The organism is Rhodoferax lacus (assembly GCF_003415675.1).
In the GTDB taxonomy this organism is placed as follows: Bacteria; Pseudomonadota; Gammaproteobacteria; order Burkholderiales; family Burkholderiaceae_C; genus Allorhodoferax; species Allorhodoferax lacus.
On sequence record NZ_QFZK01000011.1, the window covers coordinates 78,586 to 98,820 of the forward strand.

Here is a 20,235-nt window from a genome sequence, read left to right on the forward strand (position 1 = left end):
GCAGGATTATCCGTTCTTGCGTTTGTGCCCAGATATTGGCACCTTTGCGTTTTGATGCTGTTCCAACGCCAGGAGCAGGCTGGTGCGGTATTCACGCGCAACCACCTGCCACGGCAATCCTGTGAGCGCACCCTCCAAGGCCCACAGAAGGTTCAGGCTGGCATTGCGATGGGATTGCTTGACTTGGGCGTAGGCGGCAACAGCTCCTAGCTTGCTCAATTTTGCAACCGAGTCGATGTGCACCGAGGCCAGCATTGCCTGCGACTTGGGGCCCAGATTGGGCAGGGATTCCAGCTCTGCAGTCCTTTGTGGCTTGGCTGTTGCGCGTGGTTTGGGCACCTTGGATGGAGGCAGGCCGTCAAAGGTGGCGCGCACCAGCGCATTGAGCCAGCTGCGGTCATCCCAGTCGTCCGGACTGACAAGGAGATGGGGACGGGCGCCGGGGAAAGGGGCACCTACCGTCAGTGCCTTCATCAGCCGTTTACCAGCTTCTGTGGGCTTGAGGTACAGCTGCTCGTCACACACCAGCCCGACCGGGCGGCCTGCGTAGTACAGGCAATACTCGCCAAACATCTTGCGTGCGCTGACCTGTTTGCCGTCGGACAGGATGTCCAGCAAAAAGTCCATTGTGTTTTGGGAAGTTGCCATAGGGGTGCTGATTGCCTCTTTGCAGCGTCAATAAGGTGCATTTTGCCCAAGCGCTTTACAGGCCGACACACATTTATCCGTTTTGATCATATTTTGATCAAGACAGGCGTCCCAATTGATGCAACAGTCGAGGCATCTTATGGAACAAGAACCCTTCAACCAGCCCAAACAGAGCGCCTCGGAGTTCTGGAAAGCTTACTTCGCCAAGTTCCGGCGTCGTGTGGGTGACCATGAGCAATCGGAAACCGGTTCAGCCGCGCTTTCCTCCAACACCGTAACCAACCTGCCCTTCCCAGACCGCAGGCGCCCCCGCTCACAGCGCCACAGCTTGCTGCGCTGATCCTTTGCGGTGCCGGTGCGCTGCGACATCAGGCTGCAGCCAAGTCCACCACCTCCGCACTTTGCTGCAGTGCCCACATCTGGGCATAGCGCCCGCCCTGCGCCATCAAAGCCCCATGGGTGCCGCGCTCGATAATGCGGCCCGTATCCATCACCAGAATTTCATGCGCATCCACCACCGTGGACAGGCGGTGCGCAATCACCAGCGTGGTCTTGTTCTGTGCCACACTTTGCAGCTCGGCCTGGATGGCGCGCTCGTTGGCCGAGTCCAGGGCCGAGGTGGCCTCGTCAAAGATCAGAATGGGCGGGTTCTTCAGCAGAGTGCGGGCAATGGCCACGCGCTGCTTCTCGCCACCCGAGAGCTTCAGGCCGCGCTCGCCCACCATGGTGTCGTAGCCCTTGGGGGTGGAGCTGATGAAAGCATGGATGTGGGCGGCCTTGGCCGCAGTCTCCACCACCTCGCGGCTGCAGCCCGGGCGACCATAGGCGATGTTGTATTCCACCGTGTCATTGAACAGCACCGTGTCCTGCGGCACGATGCCGATAGCCGCACGCACCGAGGCCTGTGTGACCTGCTTGATGTCTTCCCCGCCAATCAGGATGCAGCCCTGCTGCACGTCATAAAAGCGGTACAGCAGGCGCGCCAGCGTGGACTTGCCCGAGCCCGAGGGGCCCACCACGGCCACGGTTTTGCCGGCAGGAATCTCAAAACTGATGTCGTGCAGGATGGTGCGCGCAGGCTTGTCCGCCGCAGCCCCCGCACTGCCTGCGGGGTCGTAGGAAAAGGTCACATGCTCAAAGCGCACGGCAGCGTCGCCCGCATGCAGGCGCAAGGGCTGGGCACCGGGTACATCGGCGATTTCGCGCTCGCGCTCCATCAGCGTGAACATCTTTTCCAGGTCGGTCAGGCTTTGCTTGATCTCGCGGTAAATCACGCCCAGAAAATTCAGCGGTATGTAGAGCTGGATCATGAAGGCGTTGACCATCACCAGGTCGCCCAGCGTCATGCGGCCATCCACCACGCCCTGGGTGGCGCGCGTGAGCATGGCCACCAGGGCCACGGCGATGATGAGCTGCTGGCCGGTGTTGAGCATGCTCAGGGTGGTCTGGCTCTTGATGGCGGCGCGGCGGAAGCGCTCCAGGTTCTCGTCGTAACGCGTGGCCTCGAACTCTTCGTTGTTGAAGTACTTGACGGTCTCGTAATTGAGCAGCGAGTCGATGGCGCGGCTGTTGGCAGTGGAGTCCAGCTCGTTCATCTTCTTGCGGTACTGGGTGCGCCACTCGGTCACGGTGATGGTGAAGGCAATGTAGAACACCAACGCTGCGATGGTGATCCAGGCAAACCACATATCGAACTTCACCGCCAGGAGGCTGAGCACCAGCGTGACCTCGATCAACGTGGGGATGATGCTGTAGAGCGAGTAGCTGATAAGCGAGTGCACGCCGCGCGTGCCGCGCTCGATGTCGCGCGTCATGCCGCCGGTCTGTCGCTCCAGGTGAAAGCGCAGGCTCATGGCGTGCAGGTGGCGGAACACCTGCAGCGAGAGGCTGCGCGCCGCGCCCTCGGTGGCCTTGGAAAACACCAGTTCGCGCAGCTCGGTGAACAGCGAGGTCGACAGGCGCAAGGCACCGTAGCCCAGCAGCAATGCCACTGGCACCACCAGGATGGCGGCCGGATCCCCCGGCTTGAGGGTCATGGCGTCCACCAGATTCTTCAGCAGCAGCGGCACGCCCACATTGGCCATCTTGGCGCCCACCATGAAGGCGAGTGCGGCCATCACCCTCCATTTGTAGGCCCACAAGTAGGGGAACAGGCGGCTCAGGGTTTGCCAATCGGAATGGGTCTTGTCCGGTTTTGCGCTGGTGACTGGCAGGGTAACAGGGGCAGCAGCAGGGGCGGCGGTAGGGCCAAAGGAACGCATGAAGGACAATTCGGATTCGTTAAAGTTCTACGATTGTGCCTATGTCCCAAAATTCAAGCGCCGAGCCAGTCTTGCTGCCCACCGACCAGGAGTTGGTGCTCAAGGTCATCCCCATGCCGGGGGACTGCAACCCCAATGGCGATATCTTCGGCGGCTGGGTCATGGCGCAGGTGGACCTGGCGGGCTCGGTGGTACCCGGGCGCTATACCAAGGGCCGCATGGCCACGGTGGCGGTGAACGAGTTTGTCTTCAAACAGCCGGTGCGCGTGGGCGACATCCTGAGCTTTTTTTCCAAGGTGCATCGCATAGGCCGCACCTCCATCACGGTGAAGATCGAGGTCTATGCCGAACGCCATTTCAAGCAGGGTGTGTACGCCAAGGTGACCGAGGCGCTGCTGACCTATGTGGCCATTGACGAGCATGGACAGCCGCGCGAGATACCCAAAGATTAGGACCAGCTCAGCGGGTTGCTGCGGTAGTAACTGCGTAGCTCCGCAAACAACTGTGGGTGCTGCGCGGCCAGTTCGGCGGCCCGCTCAAAAAAGAGTTCACTGCATACGGCAAAAAATTCTGCCGGATCGGTGGCCGCGTAGGGCTCGATCAGACCGTCTTGCCCGTGGTCCAGGCGCAGGCGCAAGGCATCGTATTCAGCCTGCATCACGGTCGACCAGGCGTGGTATGCCTTGCGTGATGTGAGCAGCGGCGCGCCATTGGCAAAACCCTTGGCCTGGTCGAGCTGGTGGGCAAACTCATGGATCACCACATTGCGGCCATCGGTCGGATCGGATGCGCCCTGCAGTACGTCAGCCCAGGACAGCAGCACCTGGCCTTCACCCCAGCTCTGTCCCGACAAGGCGTGCAGGCCGTCGCTATGCACGCCATCTTCCGCCACCCGGCTGTGCTGTGCCCAAAAGGCATCCGGATACAGCAGGATGCGTTGCAGCTGCGGGTAGTAGCCGCGCCGCGCACCCAACAGGGGCACACAGGCCAAGGCCGCCACGGTGACCCGCATCTCGTCAGTCACAACGAGGCCGGCACAGCCCAGAAAGGGCTTTTCCGCCAAGAACACCAGCATGTCCTGCTTGAGGCGCAGCTGCAAATCGGCAGGCAAGCGCGCCACCAAGGGCACCCGCGCCCGCAGAATGGCGCGCCAGGCCGGAGGAAAGGGGCCGGCACGCACTCGGCTGCGGCGAGCGTGCAACCACAGGGGTTGCGTCAGCAGCCAGACCACGGCGAACATGGCGCAGGCCACCAGGGAATAGAAGGCCAGTGCCGAGGTGTTCATGGTGACACTGCAGTTGGGCGCGCAGCGCGTAAATACAAGGGGTTGTAAAGCGGGAGTAAACACAGTCAACGCCCCCCAAAGGCGCACGTTATGGTTACAAGCTCTGAATATTCTTGGGGCTCGCTTGAGACGGTCGAAGCTACAGCGACTGTCGTTTTAGTAAAAGAGAAACCACATGTTGAACATCAAATCCCTGATTGCCGCTACCGTTCTGACCAGCGTTGCCGCCCTGTCCTTCGCCGCAGCTCCCGAGGCACCCAAGGCCGCTGCTGCAACGCCTGCAGTTGTCGCTGCTCCTGCAGCACCCGCTGCGGATGCCATGGCCAAGCCCGCCAAGAAGATCAAGCATGTCAAGAAGGTGAAGCATGCCAAGGCAGCTCCCGCTGTGGATGCTGCCAAGTAAGCAGACCACATGGGTCTGAAGAGGGCACCCGGGCAACCGGGTGCCCTCTTCTTTTTATGCGGTGCCAGGCGGTGTCGCTGTGCCGACCAGGGGCAGGCTGATGCGCGCATCCAGCCCACACACCTGCCCCTCGGACAGGCGGTTGTTCAATTGCACCGAGCCGCCCAGCGCCAGCGCAATTTCCCGCGCGATGGTCAGGCCCAGGCCGGTGCCCGCATGGCCGCCCGCCGTGGCGAAGGGCTGGAACAGGCGGCTGCGCAGTGCCTCTGAAATGCCGCATCCGGCATCCTGTATCAGCAAGGTGGCCACCTCTGCGGACTGCGAGAGCTGCAGCAGAAGGCTCGCACCCGGCGGGCTGTGGCGCACCGCGTTATGCAGAAAGTTGCGCACCATCTCGCGCAGCATCCATTCGTGCGCCAGCACCACGCAAGGCTTGGCGTCGAGTTCGAAGTCCAGGTTTTTTTCGGCTATCAGGGGCGACATTTCCAGCACCAGCGCGCGCACCGACTCGGCCCAATCCAGTGGCTCAAAGCTTTGCTGCTGGCGCAACTGCTCCACCTTGGCAAAAGTCAGCATCTGGTTGGTCAGCTGCGTGGCGCGGTTGACGGTGGCCTCAATGCCCTGCAGGGCTTCGTGTGGTGCCAGGTCTCCGCGCAGGGCTGACTGCACCTGCACCTTGAGTACTGCCAAGGGCGTGCGCAGTTGGTGGGCGGCATCGCGCACAAAGCGTTGCTGGTAGTCCAGCAGATGCTGCAGCCGGGCCATGACGCGGTTGGCGGCTTCGGTGAGCGGCTGGATTTCGCCGGGCAGCTCGGGCGCTTGGATGGGCGTGAGGTCGTCCTCGCTGCGCGCGTCCAGGCTGCGGCTGAGCCTGCGCACCGGGCCGGTGACGCGTTGCACCACAAACAACACCACGGCGGTGATCACGCCAATCAGCAGCGCCTGGCGCTGCAGTGTGTCGAGCAGAATCTGCCGCGCCAGCGTGTGGCGCAGCTCCAGGGTTTCGGCCACCTGCACCATGGCCATGGCGCGCTCGCGCCCGGTGGCTACCGGTTGCAGCAACACGGCCACGCGCACGGCATCGCTGCGCACGGTGTCATCGTAAAAATCCACCAGCGCGGCATAGGGCCCTTGCTGGGGCAAGGTGCCGCTCCAGGCGCGCAAGGCGGCGTCTCCATCGAGCCACTGGCCACGCGCGTCGGACACGCGGTAGGACATGCGGCTGCGGTTGTCGGCCTCAAAGGCTTCCAGTGCGGCGTAAGGCACGCGCGCCCGTATGTGGGCCTGCGCGCCCTCGCCCTCGATCTCCAGCAACTCACCAATCGACTTGGCCGAAGCCAGCAGGGTGCGGTCGTACGCCACGTTGACCGCGGCCAGAGCCTGGTGGTAGACGCTGACCGTGTCCACCACCACAAACAGCACAATCGGCAGCAGAATGCCGATCAGCAGGTCGCGCCGCAGCGACCGCTCCTTGAACAAGCGCTGCAAAAAATCAGGCATCGAGCTTGAGCAAATAGCCCACCCCACGCAGGGTCATCAAGGTCAGGCCCGTGCCGGCCAGTTTCTTGCGCAGCCGGTACACCACCACCTCAATGGCTTCGGGTTGCACCTGCGCTTCACCGGGAAAGACGATTTCAAACAAGCGCTCGCGCGCCAGGGCATGGCCGGGCTTGCACATCAGGGCGCGCAGCAACTGCAACTCGCGCAGGGGCAGTTCCAGGATGCGGTGGTCCAGGTACACAGGGCCTTCATCGCGGTCGTAACGCAGCGGGCCGAATTGCACGCTTTCATCACGGCCACTGCGTTCGGCGCTCTGGCGGCGGTACAGGGCGCGCAGGCGGGCCTCCAGTTCATCCAGATCAAAGGGCTTGGGCAGGTAATCATCGGCACCCAGGTTGAGCCCCAGCACCCGGTCACCCACGGTGCCACGCGCAGTCAAGATGACCACCGGTGTGGCCAGGCCCGCAGCACGAGCGCGTTTGAGCACCTCCAGGCCGTCCAGGCCGGGCAGGTTCAGATCCAGCAGCACGGCATCGGGTTGCAGACGCTGCCACACGGCCAGTGCCTGCGCCCCGTCGCCACAGGTCTGCACCCGCATGCCTGCGCGCGTCAGGCTGCGCTCCAGCGTGGCGCGCATGGTGGGGTCGTCTTCGATCAGCAGCAGTTGCATGAAGGGGCAAGATTGAAAAAGCGGGGTATCCGTGTTTCCCCTAGGATTTTGGACAGCCAAATGACAGGCTGGCAACCCATCATAGGGGCCATTACAACCTGAGGAGCACCCTATGCGTCGCGATACCTTTCTGAAGTCTGTGGCTGTTCTGGCCGCCACTGCCGGCCTGCCCCTGAGCGCCCGTGCGGCCACCAACCTGAAGATGATGATTCCGGCCAACCCCGGCGGCGGCTGGGACGGCATGGGCCGTGAATTTGGCAAGGCGCTGATTGCCTCCAAGCTGGTGGACACCGTGCAGTATGAAAACAAGGGCGGTGCGGCCGGTGTGATTGGTCTGGCGCAGTTCATCAACTCGGCCAAGGCCGACCCCAATGCCCTGCTGGTCACCGGCGCGGTGATGGTGGGCGGCATCATCACCGGCAAGCCCGCTGTGTCCATGGGCCAGATCACACCGATTGCGCGCCTCACCGCTGAGTACAACGTGTTCGTGGTGCCTGCCGACTCTCCGCTCAAGACCATGAAGGATGTGGTCGCGCAGATGCAAAAAGACCCGGCCAGCGTCAAGTGGGGCGGCGGCTCGCGCGGCTCCACCGAGCACATCTGCGCCTCCATGCTGGCCACCAAGGTAGGGGTGGATCCCAAGAAGGTGAACTATGTCGCCTTCCGCGGCGGCGGTGAGGCGACTGCCGCCATCCTGGGTGGCAACGTCACCGTGGGCGGCAGCGGCTACAGCGAGTTTGCCGAGTACATCAAGGCGGGCAAGATGCGCGCGATTGCCGTCACCTCGGAAAAGCGCCTGCCGGGCCTGGACATCCCCACCATGAAGGAGCTGGGCTACGACGTGGTGCTGGGCAACTGGCGCGGCGTGTACGGCGGCCCTGGCATCACGCCCGCACAACGCACGGCGCTAACCGACATAGTGGTCAAGGCCACACAGACCGCGTCCTGGAAGGAATCGGTGGAGAAAAACGGCTGGGCCCCCGTGCTGCTGACCGGCAAGGCCTTTGACGACTATGTGGATGACCAGTTCTCCAGCCTGCGCGGCATCATGCACCTCTCGGGCATGGTGTGATGGCACGCGACCCTGCCCGTATTCGCCAGGCCTGGCTGGCCTGTGGTGTGCTGGTGCTGGCCGGGGTGCTGGCGGCAGGCGCCGTTGGCATCCCCTCGGACGCGGGTTACGCCGGCGTGGGGCCCAACTTTTTGCCCTGGCTGGTGAGCGCCGTGCTGGCCATCTGCGGCCTGTGCATGCTGTGGGAGGTGCGCACCGGCGGCTTTCGCGGCATGGTTCCACCCGACTCGGATCAGCCCATGTATGTGCCCGGGTTCGTCTGGCTGAGTGCGGGCATGCTGCTCAATGCCGCGCTGCTCACCACCATCGGCTTCATCCTGAGCTGCACCCTGTGCTACGTCTTTGCGGTGCGCGGTCTGCGCGACGCCGAAGGTGGGCGTGACAACAGCGTGCGCCGCTGGCTCATCGACAGCCTGACCGGTGCGGCCATAGCCGCGCCGGTGTACTGGATGTTTACCAAACTGCTGGCCATCAACCTGCCCGGCCTGACCGCCACTGGTTGGCTCTGACATCGGAACACTTTCATGGACTTGTGGAACCAACTCATGGGTGGCTTTGCCACCGCGGGCACGCCCGTCAACCTGCTATGGGCCTTTGTCGGCTGCGCACTGGGCACGGCAGTGGGCGTGTTGCCCGGCATAGGCCCGGCCGTAGCTGTGGCCATGCTGCTGCCCATCACTAGCCAGGTGGACATGACGGCCTCAATGATCTTTTTTGCCGGCATCTACTACGGCGCCATGTATGGCGGCTCCACCACCTCCATCCTGCTAAATACGCCGGGCGAAACCGGCAGCATGGTCACCGCCATGGAAGGCAACAAGATGGCCAAAAATGGCCGCGCCGGTGCCGCCCTGGCCACGGCCGCCATTGGCTCCTTTGTGGCCGGCACCATTGCCACGGTGCTGGTGACCCTGTTTGCGCCGGTGATGGCCAACTTTGCCGTCAAGCTGGGCCCGCCCGAATACCTCTGCCTGATGCTGCTGGCCTTTACCACGGTGAGCTCGGTGCTGGGCAAGAGCACGCTGCGCGGCCTGACCGCGCTGTTTGTGGGCCTGGCCGCCGGCCTGATCGGCATGGACCAGATCACCGGCCAGGTGCGCTACACCGGGGGCGTGACCGAGCTGATGGACGGCATCGAAATCGTGCTGGTGGCCGTGGGCCTGTTTGCCGTGGCCGAGGCGTTGCATGCGGTGCTGTTCGAGGGCAAAACCAAAGAGTCCCAAAACCCCATGAGCCAGGTGCACATGAGCCGCACCGAGTGGCGCCGCTCCTGGCCGGCTTGGCTGCGCGGCACGCTGCTGGGTTTTCCGTTTGGCACCATACCGGCGGGCGGCACCGAGATCCCCACCTATTTGAGTTATGGCCTGGAGCGCAAGCTCTCCAAACACCCCGAGGAGTTTGGCACCATAGGCGCGATTGAAGGCGTGGCCGGCCCGGAGGCGGCCAACAACGCCGCCGTGACCGGCACACTGGTGCCCTTGCTGACCCTGGGCATTCCCACCTCCACCACCGCCGCCATTTTGCTGGGGGCCTTCCAGAACTACGGCATACAGCCCGGCCCGCAGCTGTTCGAGACCTCCAGCACGCTGGTATGGGCGCTGATTGCCTCGCTCTATATCGGCAACGTGATGCTGCTGATCCTGAACCTGCCCATGGTGGGCCTGTGGGTCAAGCTGCTCAAGATCCCCAAGCCGCAGCTGTACGCGGGCATTCTGATCTTTGCCACGGTGGGCGTGTACGGCATGCGCCAGAGCAGTTTCGATTTGCTGCTGCTGTACGCAATTGGGGTGCTGGGCGTGGTGATGCGGCGCTTTGACGTGCCCACGGCGCCGGTGATTGTGGGCATGATTTTGGGGCCGCTGGCCGAGGCGCAAATGCGCAATGCGCTGTCCATTGGCGAGGGCCGCTGGAGCATCTTCATCGAGCGCCCCATGTCACTCACCCTGCTGGGCGTGGTGCTGGCGGTGCTGCTGATTCCGCGGGTACTGGCGCATCTGGAAAAGTCGCGCGGTGCCCATTCCAAGGTGCGCGCACTCTAAGCCCCAAAGGGACTATTCGTAACGGAAGTCTTTGTGGCAGGCCTTGCAACTGTTGATCACCTTATCCATGGCCTGCTGCACCGGCTCCAATTGGCTAGTCCGCGCTGCCAGCAGCAGCGCCTGCACACTGGCTTGGTAGTGGTCCTGGGCCGCCTTGAAGGCTTGGGGTTGGCTCCACACCGCCTCTTTGGCGCGTGTGGGCGAGTAATTGCCATCGGTCGGAAAGTACACCCAGGGTTTGGTGGACAGCTTCTCCAGATCCTGCACCATGGCCAGGAACTCATCGGGCTTGTATTCCTTGCGGCCACTGGCCACCAGGCCCATGGGCTCCAGGGTGCGGGTGAACTGCTTGAACAGGGCGCGCCGCTTGGTCAGCACCTGGTCGGGGTGGGTGTCCTTGATGGGCTCGAAGCAGCCGCTCAGGGGCACACACAAGCCCAGGCACAACAGCAGGGCGAAGCCGGTTTTCAGATAAGGCATGTCAGGGCGCACAGCAATGCGTCAGGTAGGTGCTGGCAAACCACACGGTAAAACCGCAGAAGGCCACGGCCAGCGCGCACACCAGCAGCAGGCGGCCAAAGCGGGGTTTGTGTTCCTTGGGTTCCATGGCTTACTGGACAATGGCACGGCGCTCGCTGCCCGCCTCGGCCGTGCTGGTGCACACCACATCCTTCAGGTCCGGTCCGGACACACGCAGGGTCTTGGCATTGTCAAACACGATCTCCGAAGGTGGCGCAAAGCCCAGCAAGCTGCGGTCATTGGCAAAGCCTTGCCAGTCAAAACGGTTCTGCTGAACCGTGCCGTCCAGCAGGCCGTTGGCGGTCTTGATCTGCACGCGGTCAGTACCATGCAGGTAGTAGACGGAGAAGTTGCCGAGCGGTGCGCTGCAGTCGTAACGCTGCAGCTTGGTGGGCGGCGGAATCAGGCTGCCATTGCGCCAGGCGTTCAGGCCAACGCCGCCCAGCACGTAGATGACTGCAGCCCCGATCACGGTGAAAACCACATAGGGGATGAATTCCACGCGCCAAACAAAGCGCGCAAGGCTGCCGGTGTCAAATTTGCTCATGCCCGATTATCAGGTGCCTGTGCAAAGCAGAGGTCAAGAAACGATATAGGCCGCAGAACCGGTGGACAACAGCCGGCCATCCGAGCCCAAAAACTCCATGCGGGTGGAGGCCACGCGCGAACCCAGGCGCATCACTTCGGCGCGCAAGCTGAAATGCTCGCCAATGCCCGGGCGAAGGTAGTCCACGCGCAAGTCGATGGTGCCCAGCTTGGCAAAGCGGTGCAGGCGCGCTTCGATCGATTCGTCCATGTGGCGCGCACCGATGGCCGCCAGCACCGCAATGCCGCCCAAGGCATCCAGTGCCGCGCTGATCACACCACCATGGATGCGGTTGTAGCTGGGGTGGCCCACCAGTTCGTGGCGCATCTGGATGCTGCCGGTCACTGTGTCCGCCGCAATCGAGGTGATCTTCAGACCCAGCGTGCGGTTGAAAACAATGTCTTCTTCAAAGATGCGGGTCAGGGCCTGAATGTATTCAGGCTCAAAGGCCAGCGGCTCGGGAGCAGCTTTCACTTGTCCTTCATCTTGCCGCGCGGCGCCACATAGGTGGTCACCGTGGGGCGCACCGGCTCGCCGGCGTTGGAGGATGCGGGCTTGGGAGGCGAATTGTCCTTCTTCGGCTTCTTGGCTTCCTTGTTGGTTTTTTGTTGACCTTTGGCCATGGTGCTTGCCCTCAATGTGGTTAAGAATACCCACAGTATGCCAGTGCCCTTGACCATCAAAGAAGACGAAGTGAGCGTGACCGCCATACGCGCACAGGGCGCGGGCGGCCAGAACGTAAACAAGGTCTCCAGCGCCATCCATTTGCGCTTTGACATCCCCGCCTCCAGCCTGCCAGACGATGTGAAAGAGCGCCTCTTGTGCCTGCACGACAGCCGCATCACACAGGATGGCGTGCTCATCCTCAAGGCCCAGCAGCACCGCACCCAGGACATGAACCGGCTAGACGCTTTTGCCCGTTTGCACGAACTCGTCAACAGCGTAGCCACACCACCGCGCGTGCGCCGCGCCACCAAGCCCACGCGCGCCTCCAAGGTGCGCAGGCTGGAGGGAAAGAGTCAGAGGTCAGGTATCAAGGCCACGCGTGGCAAAGCCGGGCTACACGACTAAAGCAGATTGCCCACGTTCAACAGCGCCAGCACCCCCATCACCGCAAACATGGCCGCGGCAATGCCATGTACCAGCTTAAGCGGGATCTTGGCGGCGAAGCGGTCGCCTACGAACACGGCCGGGATATCGGCCACCAGCATGCCCAGGGTGGTGCCCACCACCACCCAGATCGGGTCACTGAACTTGGCGGCCAGGGCAACGGTGGCGATCTGCGTCTTGTCGCCCATTTCGGCCAGGAAGAAAGTGACCAGGGTGGCCCCGAACACGCCGAGCTGGCCGGCGATCTTGGTTTCTTCTTCCTCGATCTTGTCGGGAATCAGCGTCCAGACGGCCATGCCCAGAAAGGACAGGCCCAGCACCCAGCGCAAGGTGTCGGGCGTGACCATGGAGGTGATCCAGGCGCCCAGGGCACCGGCCAGGCCATGGTTGACCACGGTGGCGCAAAAAATGCCGGCAATGATGGGTAAAGGCTTCTTGAAACGTGCGGCCAGGATGAAGGCCAGCAACTGGGTCTTGTCCCCGATCTCGGCCAGGGCGACTACGCCAGTTGAAAATATAAGGGCTTCCATCTGGCGATTGTAGGGACGACCTGCCTTGGCTCGCCAACAGGGGCTGACGAGGCATGCGCCCTGTCAACGCCCCTGCCGTGCCATCAGAGCTTGGAGAAATCCGGCTTGCGCTTTTCCAGAAAGGCGCCAAAGGCCTCGCGCGCGGCGGGCTCGGCCATCATGCGGCCAAAGCTTTGCGCTTCTTCACTGACCACGGCCAGCACCTGCTCCATCTGGCCTTGCTTCATCAGGCGCTTGGTGGCCATCACGGAACTCAAGGGCTTGGCAGCCAGCTTACGGGCCTGTGCCTGCGCCAGGCCATTGACCTCGGTGGGCGGCACGATGCGGTTGACCAGGCCCACCTCGAGCGCGGCCTCGGCCATGAAGGGCTCGCCCAGCAGCAGGGCCTCGGCGGCGCGGTGGTAGCCCATCATCTGGGGCACCAAGAGGCTGGACGCAGCCTCGGGGCAGACACCCAGGTTGACAAAGGGCATGGCAAAGGCGGCGTTGTCACCGGCATAGACCAGGTCGCAATGGAACAGCATGGTGGTGCCTATGCCCACGGCCGGGCCGCAGACGGCCGCAATCAGGGGCTTGGGGAAGGTCACCAGTTCGCGGATAAAACGCAGCACTGGCCCGTTCAGTCCGGGCGTGGGGTTGTTCAAGAAGTCGGTGATGTCATTGCCCGCGCTGAACACGGTCAGATGGCCCTGGATGACCACCACACGCACGGCGGCGTCTGCCTTGGCCTGCTCCAGCGCATCGGCGCAGGCCGCATACATGGCGCTGGTGAAGGAATTCTTTTTCTCCACCCGGTTCAGGGTGATGGTCATGACGCCGTCGGTGCTGTCGATCAAAATTTCTTGCATGTCGGATTTTCCTGTGAGGCTGGTGCTGGACTAGACCCGCTCGAATATACCGGCAGCCCCTTGGCCCATGCCCACGCACATGGTGACCATGCTGTAACGCAGCTTGTTGCGTTGCAGGGCGTGGATGGCGGTGGCCGCGCGCATGGCGCCGGTGGCGCCCAGGGGGTGGCCCAAGGCAATGGCGCCGCCCAGCGGGTTGACCTTGTCCGGGTTCAGGCCCAGGGTGTTCATCACAGCCAGGGATTGCGCGGCAAAGGCCTCGTTGAGCTCGAACCAGTCGATGTCGTCCTGCTTGAGGCCCGCATAGCGCAGGGCTGCGGGGATGGCCTCAATGGGGCCTATGCCCATGATGTGCGGCGGCACGCCTTTGCTGGCGAAGGATACGAAGCGCGCCAGCGGTGTCAGGCCATATTGTTTGACCGCTTTTTCGCTGGCCAGAATCAGGGCACCGGCGCCGTCCGAGGTTTGCGAGCTGTTGCCCGCCGTCACCGAGCCGCGTGCGGCAAACACAGTTTTCAGCTTGGCCAGGCCTTCAAGCGAGGTGTCGGCGCGCGCGCCCTCGTCCATGGACACGGTGCGGCGCTTTTCCATCACCTCACCGGTGTCCAGGTTGGCGCTGCGGTCCACCACTTCCACCGGGGTAATCTCGGCCGTGAAGTCGCCACGTGCTTGCGCTGCCAGTGCCTTGGCATGCGAGGCCACGGCAAAGGCGTCCTGCATGTCGCGGCTGACCTTCCACTGCTGGGCGACTTTTTCGGCCGTCAGCCCCATGCCATAGGCAATGCCGATGTTCTCGTCGTTTTGAAACATCAGGGGAGAGAACGAGGGCGAATTGCCGGTCATGGGCACCATACTCATGCTCTCCACACCGGCAGCGATCATCACATCGGCCTCGCCCACACGGATGCGGTCGGCAGCCATCTGGATGGCCGAGAGGCCAGAGGCACAAAAGCGGTTCACGGTGATGCCGCCCACGCTGGTGGGCAGACCTGCCAGCACCGCGCCCACACGCGCGATGTTCAGGCCTTGCGGGCCCTCGGGGATGGCGCAGCCGCAGATCAAGTCTTCAATGGCCTGCGGGTCCAGCGAGGGGACCTGGGCCAGCACGGCGTGCAGGGCCTTGACCAGCAAATCGTCCGGGCGGGTGTTGCGGAAGTAGCCGCGGTGCGAGCGGCCAATGGGCGTGCGCGTGGCGGCAACGATGTAGGCGTCTTGTACTTGTTTCATGACAGTCTTTCGGTAGCTCAATCAGTTGCGAACCGGCTTGCCGGTGGACATCATTCCCATGATGCGCTCTTGCGTCTTGGGGTTGGTGAGCAGCGTGCCAAAGGCGCGGCGCTCCAGCGTCATCAGATACTCCTCGCTGACCAGCGTGCCCGCATCCACATCGCCGCCGCAGACCACCTCTGCAATCAGCGAGGCAATATGGAAATCGTGCGCGCTGATGAAGCCGCCGTCGCGCATGTTGACCAGCGAGCCCTTGATGGTGGCCGAGCCACTGCGCCCGACCACCGGGAACAGGCGCTTGTGCGGCGCACGGTAGCCCGATGCAGCCATGGCGCGGGCCTCGTTGATGGCCACAAACAGCAACTCATCCTTGTGGGCCACGATGACATCGCTCTCCAGCAGGTAACCCAGCTTGCGCGATTCCAGCGCGCTGGTGCCCACCTTGGCCATGGCGGCTGCGGTAAAGCCTTCGGTGAGGAAGGGCAGCAAGTCCTTGCCTGTGGAGGCGGCCGCGTTTTCTGCGGCGCGCCGGGCAATGTAGGTGAGCCCTCCGGCACCAGGCACCAGGCCCACACCGACTTCCACCAGGCCGATATAGCTCTCCATGGCGGCAACCCGTTTGCTGGAGTAAATCGCCAGCTCGCAACCGCCGCCCAGTGCCAGGCCGCGCATGGCTGAGACCACCGGCACATTGGAGTAGCGCAGCTTGAGCATGGCCTGCTGCATCTCGGCTTCCATGCCTTCAATGGCTTTGGCGCCGCCCACCATGAAGGTCGGCAACATGCCTTGCAGGTCGGCTCCAGCGGAGAACATCTCGTCGGGCGACCAGATCACCAGGCCCTGGTAGTCATTCGCGGCCAGCTCTTGTGCCTGCAACAGGCCCTCGACCACGCCCGGGCCAATGGTGTGCATCTTGGTATTGATGCTGGCAATCAGCACATCGGCCTCTGCACTTCCAGGGGCACCCAAGGTCCACAGGCGGATGTGCTCGTCTTCTTGCACGGTGTTGCCCGCGGTCTTGGCCGAGGGTGCTTGCGCACCCAGCACGCTCTCGGGAAAGTGCTGGCGCGCGTACACCGGCAAATGGCGTACCGGCACAAACTGCTGCGTAGTGGGGTTCCAGGAGCCCTGCGGCGTGTGCACGCCACCGGCCTCGGCCACCGGGCCGCTGAACACCCAGTCCGGCAACGGTGTGTTGCACAGCGCCTTGCCCGCCTCGATATCGGCCTTGACCATCTGTGCCACCTGCAACCAGCCCGCTTCCTGCCAGAGCTCGAACGGGCCCTGGCTCATGCCAAAGCCCCAGCGCATGCAGAAATCCACATCGCGGGCGTTGTCGGCAATGGCCGCGAGGTGGATGGCTGCGTAATGGAAACTGTTGCGCAGAATGGCCCAGAGGAACTGGCCCTGTGCGCCCTCGGCATTGCGCAGCAACTGCAGGCGCTCGGCCGCCGGCTTTTTGAGCATGCGGGCATAGACCTCGTCGGCCTTTTCGCCGCCGGGCACATAGTCTTTGGCTACGGGGTCAAAGCGCAGGATGTCGCGGCCCACCTTTTTGAAGAAACCGGCCTTGCTCTTCTGGCCCAGGTTGCCCATCTCTAGCAGGTCTTTCAGCACGTCGGGGGTGGCGAAGCTGGCATAGAAGGGATCGGACTGCAGGCTCAACGTGTCCTGCAGTGTCTTGATGACATGGGCCATGGTGTCCAGGCCCACCACGTCGGCAGTGCGGAATGTGCCCGAACTGGCGCGGCCCAGCTTCTTTCCGGTAAGGTCGTCCACCACGTCGTAGGTCAGGCCGAAGTTCTGCACCTCCTTCATGGTGGACAGCATGCCGGCAATGCCTACCCGGTTGGCAATGAAGTTGGGCGAGTCCTTGGCGCGCACCACGCCTTTGCCCAGGGTGCTGGTGACAAAGGTTTCCAGGCTGTCGAGGATGTGGGGCTCGGTAGTGGGGGTGTTGATCAGCTCCACCAGCGCCATGTAGCGCGGCGGGTTGAAAAAATGGATGCCGCAAAAGCGCGGCTTGATCTCCTCGGGCAGCGCCTCGCTCAGCTGGGTGATGGATAGGCCCGAGGTGTTGGAGGCCACGATCGCGTGGGGCGCGATGAAGGGCGCAATCTTCTTGTACAGATCGAGCTTCCAGTCCATGCGCTCGGCAATGGCCTCGATGATCAGGTCGCAACCCAGCAGCACGTCCATGTGCTCCTCGTAGTTGGCCTGCTGGATCAACACGGCATCTTCATTCACGCCCAAGGGTGCGGGCTTTTGCTTCTTGAGGGCTTCGACGGCACGCATGACGATGCCGTTCTTCGGCCCCTCTTTCGCTGCCAAGTCGAACAGGACTACAGGCACCTTGACGTTGACCAGGTGCGCAGCAATCTGCGCACCCATGACACCGGCGCCCAGCACGGCGACTTTACGAACTTGAAAACGGCTCACACATTACTCCTTGGTTGTTTGCTTTGGCGCCCGCGATGGGGCGCCGCTCGCGCGCTTTATTCCACGCGTTGCCACACCTGGGTGCGGTAAATAAAAGCGATGTAGCCACGCATTTCCATGGTCTTGCCACCGTCCACGGGTTTGAGGCGGGTCTTGTAGGTCTTGCCGTTGTTGGGATCCAGGATTTCACCGCCGGTCCAGATCGTCTTGTCATCGGCATCCTGGCGCACATTGCGGATGATGGCCATGCCCTGCACCGGTTTGTCCTTTCGGTCATCGGTGCACTTTTCGCATTTGGCGTCCTGCTTGGCGGGGTCGAAGATTTTTTCGATGGTGCCGGTGAGCACGCCACCGCTCTCGGTGATGCGTACGAGCGACTTCTCGGTCTTGCCATCGTCGTCAATGGTTTTCCACAGGCCCACGGGCGTCATCTGCGCCATGGCACAGGCGCCCGAGAGGGCCAGAATCACAGTAGCTGCAAGGCGTTTCATAGGTTTCTCCTCGTTGTTATGCATGCACGATTCAAGAAAATTCAGGCAAACACCGCATCGGTATCCATCAGCACCCGCGCGCCACTGCGTGCGGTACGCATGGCCGTGGCCGTTTCAGGGAACAGTTTGGCAAAGTAGAAGCGCGCCGTCTGCAGTTTGGCCACATAGAAGGTGTCGGTGTTGCCCGACGCAATTTCCTTCAAGGCCACCTGCGCCATGCGCGCCCAGAAGTAGCCAAACACCATGTGGCCGGCCACGCGCAGGTAGTCCACAGCAGCCGCGCCCACTTCGTCCGGATTCTGGAAGGCCTTGAAGCCGATCTCGGTGGTGAACTTGGTCATCTGGTCGCCCAGGATGGCAATGGGGGTGATGAACTCGGCCATCTTTTCGTTCACGCCTTCTTCTTCCACCAGCTGGCCAATCAGCTTGCCAAACTTGCGCAGCGTGGCGCCGTTGTTGGAGAGCACCTTGCGGCCCAGCAGGTCCAGCGACTGGATGGTGTTGGTGCCCTCGTAAATCATGTTGATGCGGGCATCGCGCACCAGTTGCTCCATGCCGGTTTGCTTGATATAGCCATGGCCGCCAAACACCTGCAGGCAGCCGGAGGTGGCGGTCCAACCATTGTCGGTGATGAAGGCTTTGACGATGGGGGTGAGCAGGGCCAGCATCTCGCCGCTGTCTTTGCGCACTTTTTCATCGGGGTGGTAGTGCTCTTTTTCCAGCAGCATGGAGCAAAACGTCATGAGGGCACGGCCGCCTTCGGCATAGGCTTTGGCGGTGAGCAGCATCTTGCGCACGTCGGGGTGCACGATGATGGGGTCGGCCGCCTGGTCCTTGGACTTGGGGCCCGTGAGGGCGCGCATCTGGATGCGGTCTTTGGCATAGGCCAGTGCGTTTTGATACGCCACCTCGGTCAGGCCCAGGGACTGGTTACCCACGCCCAGGCGCGCGGCATTCATCATCACAAACATGCCCTGCATGCCCTTGTTGGGCTGGCCCACCAGCGTGCCCACTGCGCCGTCCAGGACCATCTGGCAGGTGGAGTTGCCGTGGATGCCCATCTTTTCTTCCAGGCCCGCGCAGAAGATGCCGTTGCGCGCGCCCAGCGAGCCATCGGACTTGACGTGGAACTTGGGCACGATGAACAGGCTAACCCCTTTGATGCCGGGGGGCGCGTCTGACAGGCGTGCCAGCACCAGATGGATGATGTTGTCGGCCATATCGTGCTCACCGGCGCTGATGAAAATCTTGGTGCCAGTGATCTTGTAAGTGCCGTCGCCCTGCGCCTCGGCCTTGGTGCGCATCAGGCCCAGGTCGGTGCCGCAGTGCGGCTCGGTCAGGCACATGCTGCCGGTCCACTCGCCACTGGTCATCTTGTGCAGATAGGTCTGCTTTTGCGCGTCGGTGCCGTGCTCGCGCAGCGCGGCGTAGGCGCCGTGCGTGAGGCCCGGGTACATGGTCCAGGCCTGGTTGGCGCTGTTGAGCATTTCGTAAAACATCTGGTTAAGTACCAGCGGCAGGCCCTGTCCGCCGAAGTCGGGGTCGCAGGCAAGAGCCGCCCAGCCGCCGTCTATGTACTGGCGGTAGGCTTCCTTGAAGCCCTTGGGGGTGGTGACGGCGTGGCTAGCCGCATCACGCCTGCAACCCTCCATGTCGCCACTGAGGTTCAGGGGCTGCAGCACCTCGGAGGCAAACTTGCCGCCCTCTTCCATCACGGCGTTCACCGTGTCGGCATCCAGCTCGGCATGCTTGGGGATTTGCTGCAGGTCGTCCATGACGTGCAGCAACTCGTGCATCACAAACTGCATGTCGCGCAGGGGCGGGGTGTAAGTGGGCATGGTGGTGGCTCCTGAAAAGACGTCAAGCGGGTTGGGAAACCTGTGCGCCATAGCGCACCAGGATGTTGGCAAAGGCGGTGTTGGCGCGCTCCAGCGAACCTGGATTCTTCAGGAAACGCGCCCCATAGTGAAGCGCCAGAATGAGACCGTGGATTTCAAAGGCAATCTGCTGCGGGTCAGCATCCACCCGCAGTTGGCCGCATTCCTGGGCCTGCTCGATGGCGCGGTGCAGGGCCTGCATCCAGGTCTGCACCGAGCTGGCCAGGGCGTCGCGCACCGGGCCGGGCCGGTCATCAAACTCCGCAGCGCCACTGATGAAGATGCAGCCGGACTGGATTTCCACCGCCACGCGTTTCATCCAGTTGGAGAACAGGGCCCGAACGCGTGGCAATCCGCGATCGGCTTGCAGGGACGGGTAGAAGATTTCCTGCTCGAAGCGGCTGAAGTACTCGCGGATGACGGAGATTTGCAGCTCTTCACGCGAACCGAAGTGGGCGAATACGCCCGACTTGCTCATCTGCGTAACCTCGGCAATGGCGCCGATGCTCAAGCCCTCCAGACCGATCTGGGTGGCCAGGCCAAGCGCGGCCTCGATGATCGTGGCCTTGGTCTGCTGGCCTTTTTGCATGGCGCGCGGTGAGCTGGCGGAAGAGGTAACCATGTGTGTTTGGGGTTGCGCTGGCAGGGACACCAACAAAATAGAACGACCGTGCTATTTTGCAGTATTTCGCCGAAACCCGGTCAAAGCCCGCCTGTTCTAGGCTGGGGC

The 20,235-nt window shown here is 62.7% G+C and carries 24 protein-coding genes; 7 read left to right on the forward strand and 17 right to left on the reverse strand.

From position 1 onward, the window contains the following. Positions 1 to 6: 6 nt before the first annotated feature. A complete protein-coding gene (locus DIC66_RS23285) occupies positions 7 to 627 on the reverse strand; it encodes a TfoX/Sxy family DNA transformation protein (protein ID WP_233505957.1) in 621 nt (206 codons plus the stop codon). Between the two features lie 160 nt (positions 628 to 787). Here DIC66_RS23285 and DIC66_RS15905 point away from each other — a divergent pair, with 160 nt between their 5' ends. Then, the gene (locus DIC66_RS15905; RefSeq protein ID WP_117178957.1) at positions 788 to 988 is read left to right on the forward strand and encodes a hypothetical protein; all 201 of its coding nucleotides are present in this window, start codon (positions 788 to 790) and stop codon (positions 986 to 988) included. Positions 989 to 1,016: 28 nt separating this feature from the next. Here the strand turns inward: DIC66_RS15905 and DIC66_RS15910 are convergent, their stop codons facing one another. Beyond that, positions 1,017 to 2,909, reverse strand: coding sequence for an ABCB family ABC transporter ATP-binding protein/permease (locus DIC66_RS15910; RefSeq protein ID WP_117178959.1), 1,893 nt, complete (start codon positions 2,907 to 2,909; stop codon positions 1,017 to 1,019). 41 nt (positions 2,910 to 2,950) lie between these two features. Between DIC66_RS15910 and DIC66_RS15915 the strand changes: the two genes are divergently transcribed. After that, positions 2,951 to 3,361, forward strand: a complete 411-nt coding sequence (locus DIC66_RS15915; RefSeq protein ID WP_117178961.1) for an acyl-CoA thioesterase — start codon at positions 2,951 to 2,953, stop codon at positions 3,359 to 3,361. Here the strand turns inward: DIC66_RS15915 and DIC66_RS15920 are convergent. After that, positions 3,358 to 4,194, reverse strand: coding sequence for a M90 family metallopeptidase (locus DIC66_RS15920; protein WP_199534767.1), 837 nt, complete (start codon positions 4,192 to 4,194; stop codon positions 3,358 to 3,360). The genes DIC66_RS15915 and DIC66_RS15920 overlap by 4 nt on opposite strands. 175 nt (positions 4,195 to 4,369) lie before the next feature. Between DIC66_RS15920 and DIC66_RS15925 the strand changes: the two genes are divergently transcribed. Further along, a complete protein-coding gene (locus DIC66_RS15925; protein ID WP_199534768.1) occupies positions 4,370 to 4,597 on the forward strand; it encodes a hypothetical protein in 228 nt (75 codons plus the stop codon). A 54-nt stretch (positions 4,598 to 4,651) separates the two neighbouring features. Here DIC66_RS15925 and DIC66_RS15930 read toward each other — a convergent pair whose 3' ends face one another. Together DIC66_RS15930 and DIC66_RS15935 are read right to left on the reverse strand one after the other, a co-directional pair. Continuing rightward, positions 4,652 to 6,097 carry a sensor histidine kinase gene (locus tag DIC66_RS15930; RefSeq protein WP_199534769.1) on the reverse strand — a complete coding sequence of 482 codons (1,446 nt, stop codon included), beginning with the start codon at positions 6,095 to 6,097 and terminating at the stop codon, positions 4,652 to 4,654. Then, the gene (locus tag DIC66_RS15935) at positions 6,090 to 6,767 is read right to left on the reverse strand and encodes a response regulator transcription factor (protein WP_117178963.1); all 678 of its coding nucleotides are present in this window, start codon (positions 6,765 to 6,767) and stop codon (positions 6,090 to 6,092) included. Before DIC66_RS15935 ends, DIC66_RS15930 begins: the two co-directional genes overlap by 8 nt. Before the next feature lie 112 nt (positions 6,768 to 6,879). Between DIC66_RS15935 and DIC66_RS15940 the strand changes: the two genes are divergently transcribed. From DIC66_RS15940 to DIC66_RS15950, 3 genes are read left to right on the forward strand one after another with little or no spacing between them, the layout of a single operon-like run. Further along, complete coding sequence (locus DIC66_RS15940) at positions 6,880 to 7,839, forward strand: Bug family tripartite tricarboxylate transporter substrate binding protein (protein WP_117178965.1); 960 nt, start codon at positions 6,880 to 6,882, stop codon at positions 7,837 to 7,839. Continuing rightward, complete coding sequence (locus DIC66_RS15945) at positions 7,839 to 8,348, forward strand: tripartite tricarboxylate transporter TctB family protein (RefSeq protein WP_117178967.1); 510 nt, start codon at positions 7,839 to 7,841, stop codon at positions 8,346 to 8,348. Before DIC66_RS15940 ends, DIC66_RS15945 begins: the two co-directional genes overlap by 1 nt. A 15-nt stretch (positions 8,349 to 8,363) precedes the next feature. Then, on the forward strand, positions 8,364 to 9,878 hold the full coding sequence (locus tag DIC66_RS15950; RefSeq protein ID WP_117178969.1) for a tripartite tricarboxylate transporter permease: 1,515 nt from the start codon (positions 8,364 to 8,366) through the stop codon (positions 9,876 to 9,878). A gap of 12 nt (positions 9,879 to 9,890) precedes the next feature. On the opposite strand, the gene DIC66_RS15955 is transcribed toward DIC66_RS15950, so the two are convergent. The 5 genes from DIC66_RS15955 to DIC66_RS23290 are packed head-to-tail and all read right to left on the reverse strand — an operon-like array spanning position 9,891 to position 11,606. Continuing rightward, positions 9,891 to 10,358: a c-type cytochrome gene (locus DIC66_RS15955; protein WP_117178971.1), complete on the reverse strand. Its 468-nt coding sequence runs from the start codon at positions 10,356 to 10,358 to the stop codon at positions 9,891 to 9,893. A gap of 1 nt (position 10,359) precedes the next feature. Beyond that, positions 10,360 to 10,485 carry a hypothetical protein gene (locus tag DIC66_RS23640; protein WP_275405248.1) on the reverse strand — a complete coding sequence of 42 codons (126 nt, stop codon included), beginning with the start codon at positions 10,483 to 10,485 and terminating at the stop codon, positions 10,360 to 10,362. Positions 10,486 to 10,488: 3 nt separating this feature from the next. After that, a complete protein-coding gene (locus DIC66_RS15960) occupies positions 10,489 to 10,944 on the reverse strand; it encodes a hypothetical protein (protein ID WP_117178973.1) in 456 nt (151 codons plus the stop codon). Between the two features lie 33 nt (positions 10,945 to 10,977). After that, complete coding sequence (locus DIC66_RS15965; protein ID WP_117178975.1) at positions 10,978 to 11,457, reverse strand: thioesterase family protein; 480 nt, start codon at positions 11,455 to 11,457, stop codon at positions 10,978 to 10,980. Continuing rightward, positions 11,454 to 11,606, reverse strand: a complete 153-nt coding sequence (locus DIC66_RS23290; protein ID WP_199534770.1) for a hypothetical protein — start codon at positions 11,604 to 11,606, stop codon at positions 11,454 to 11,456. The genes DIC66_RS15965 and DIC66_RS23290 overlap by 4 nt, the downstream gene beginning before the upstream one ends. Before the next feature lie 37 nt (positions 11,607 to 11,643). On the opposite strand from DIC66_RS23290, the gene arfB reads away from it, so the two are divergent. Then, positions 11,644 to 12,054: an alternative ribosome rescue aminoacyl-tRNA hydrolase ArfB gene (gene arfB / locus DIC66_RS15970; RefSeq protein ID WP_117179104.1), complete on the forward strand. Its 411-nt coding sequence runs from the start codon at positions 11,644 to 11,646 to the stop codon at positions 12,052 to 12,054. Here the strand turns inward: arfB and DIC66_RS15975 are convergent. The 7 genes from DIC66_RS15975 to DIC66_RS16005 form a co-directional block, all read right to left on the reverse strand. After that, positions 12,051 to 12,623, reverse strand: a complete 573-nt coding sequence (locus DIC66_RS15975) for a TMEM165/GDT1 family protein (RefSeq protein ID WP_117178977.1) — start codon at positions 12,621 to 12,623, stop codon at positions 12,051 to 12,053. The two genes, arfB and DIC66_RS15975, sit on opposite strands and share 4 nt — an antisense overlap. An 83-nt stretch (positions 12,624 to 12,706) precedes the next feature. Beyond that, a complete protein-coding gene (locus DIC66_RS15980) occupies positions 12,707 to 13,471 on the reverse strand; it encodes an enoyl-CoA hydratase (RefSeq protein ID WP_117178979.1) in 765 nt (254 codons plus the stop codon). A gap of 30 nt (positions 13,472 to 13,501) precedes the next feature. Further along, positions 13,502 to 14,698: an acetyl-CoA C-acyltransferase gene (locus tag DIC66_RS15985; protein ID WP_117178981.1), complete on the reverse strand. Its 1,197-nt coding sequence runs from the start codon at positions 14,696 to 14,698 to the stop codon at positions 13,502 to 13,504. A 21-nt stretch (positions 14,699 to 14,719) separates the two neighbouring features. Beyond that, positions 14,720 to 17,137: a 3-hydroxyacyl-CoA dehydrogenase/enoyl-CoA hydratase family protein gene (locus DIC66_RS15990; protein WP_117178984.1), complete on the reverse strand. Its 2,418-nt coding sequence runs from the start codon at positions 17,135 to 17,137 to the stop codon at positions 14,720 to 14,722. A gap of 56 nt (positions 17,138 to 17,193) precedes the next feature. Further along, complete coding sequence (locus tag DIC66_RS15995; RefSeq protein ID WP_117178986.1) at positions 17,194 to 17,628, reverse strand: DUF2147 domain-containing protein; 435 nt, start codon at positions 17,626 to 17,628, stop codon at positions 17,194 to 17,196. Between the two features lie 41 nt (positions 17,629 to 17,669). Continuing rightward, entirely contained in the window at positions 17,670 to 19,466 is a 1,797-nt protein-coding gene (locus DIC66_RS16000; protein ID WP_117178988.1) for an acyl-CoA dehydrogenase C-terminal domain-containing protein, read from the reverse strand. A gap of 22 nt (positions 19,467 to 19,488) precedes the next feature. Beyond that, positions 19,489 to 20,127 carry a TetR/AcrR family transcriptional regulator gene (locus tag DIC66_RS16005; RefSeq protein WP_117178990.1) on the reverse strand — a complete coding sequence of 213 codons (639 nt, stop codon included), beginning with the start codon at positions 20,125 to 20,127 and terminating at the stop codon, positions 19,489 to 19,491. Positions 20,128 to 20,235 lie beyond the last annotated feature (108 nt).

Bases quoted from the DNA above. Each gene is read 5' to 3' on its own strand.
- DIC66_RS15905 (WP_117178957.1), top strand. From the start codon at position 788: ATGGAACAAGAACCCTTCAACCAGCCCAAACAGAGCGCCTCGGAGTTC.
- DIC66_RS15925 (WP_199534768.1), top strand. From the start codon at position 4,370: ATGTTGAACATCAAATCCCTGATTGCCGCTACCGTTCTGACCAGCGTT.
- DIC66_RS15985 (WP_117178981.1), bottom strand. From the start codon at position 14,698: ATGAAACAAGTACAAGACGCCTACATCGTTGCCGCCACGCGCACGCCC.
- DIC66_RS23290 (WP_199534770.1), bottom strand. From the start codon at position 11,606: ATGGCCAAAGGTCAACAAAAAACCAACAAGGAAGCCAAGAAGCCGAAG.
- DIC66_RS15940 (WP_117178965.1), top strand. From the start codon at position 6,880: ATGCGTCGCGATACCTTTCTGAAGTCTGTGGCTGTTCTGGCCGCCACT.
- DIC66_RS15995 (WP_117178986.1), bottom strand. From the start codon at position 17,628: ATGAAACGCCTTGCAGCTACTGTGATTCTGGCCCTCTCGGGCGCCTGT.
- DIC66_RS15930 (WP_199534769.1), bottom strand. From the start codon at position 6,097: ATGCCTGATTTTTTGCAGCGCTTGTTCAAGGAGCGGTCGCTGCGGCGC.
- DIC66_RS16000 (WP_117178988.1), bottom strand. From the start codon at position 19,466: ATGCCCACTTACACCCCGCCCCTGCGCGACATGCAGTTTGTGATGCAC.
- DIC66_RS15955 (WP_117178971.1), bottom strand. From the start codon at position 10,358: ATGCCTTATCTGAAAACCGGCTTCGCCCTGCTGTTGTGCCTGGGCTTG.
- DIC66_RS15960 (WP_117178973.1), bottom strand. From the start codon at position 10,944: ATGAGCAAATTTGACACCGGCAGCCTTGCGCGCTTTGTTTGGCGCGTG.
- DIC66_RS15945 (WP_117178967.1), top strand. From the start codon at position 7,839: ATGGCACGCGACCCTGCCCGTATTCGCCAGGCCTGGCTGGCCTGTGGT.
- DIC66_RS15980 (WP_117178979.1), bottom strand. From the start codon at position 13,471: ATGCAAGAAATTTTGATCGACAGCACCGACGGCGTCATGACCATCACC.
- DIC66_RS15915 (WP_117178961.1), top strand. From the start codon at position 2,951: ATGTCCCAAAATTCAAGCGCCGAGCCAGTCTTGCTGCCCACCGACCAG.
- DIC66_RS15950 (WP_117178969.1), top strand. From the start codon at position 8,364: ATGGACTTGTGGAACCAACTCATGGGTGGCTTTGCCACCGCGGGCACG.
- DIC66_RS15935 (WP_117178963.1), bottom strand. From the start codon at position 6,767: ATGCAACTGCTGCTGATCGAAGACGACCCCACCATGCGCGCCACGCTG.
- arfB (WP_117179104.1), top strand. From the start codon at position 11,644: ATGCCAGTGCCCTTGACCATCAAAGAAGACGAAGTGAGCGTGACCGCC.
- DIC66_RS15910 (WP_117178959.1), bottom strand. From the start codon at position 2,909: ATGCGTTCCTTTGGCCCTACCGCCGCCCCTGCTGCTGCCCCTGTTACC.
- DIC66_RS15920 (WP_199534767.1), bottom strand. From the start codon at position 4,194: ATGAACACCTCGGCACTGGCCTTCTATTCCCTGGTGGCCTGCGCCATG.
- DIC66_RS23640 (WP_275405248.1), bottom strand. From the start codon at position 10,485: ATGGAACCCAAGGAACACAAACCCCGCTTTGGCCGCCTGCTGCTGGTG.
- DIC66_RS23285 (WP_233505957.1), bottom strand. From the start codon at position 627: ATGGACTTTTTGCTGGACATCCTGTCCGACGGCAAACAGGTCAGCGCA.
- DIC66_RS16005 (WP_117178990.1), bottom strand. From the start codon at position 20,127: ATGGTTACCTCTTCCGCCAGCTCACCGCGCGCCATGCAAAAAGGCCAG.
- DIC66_RS15975 (WP_117178977.1), bottom strand. From the start codon at position 12,623: ATGGAAGCCCTTATATTTTCAACTGGCGTAGTCGCCCTGGCCGAGATC.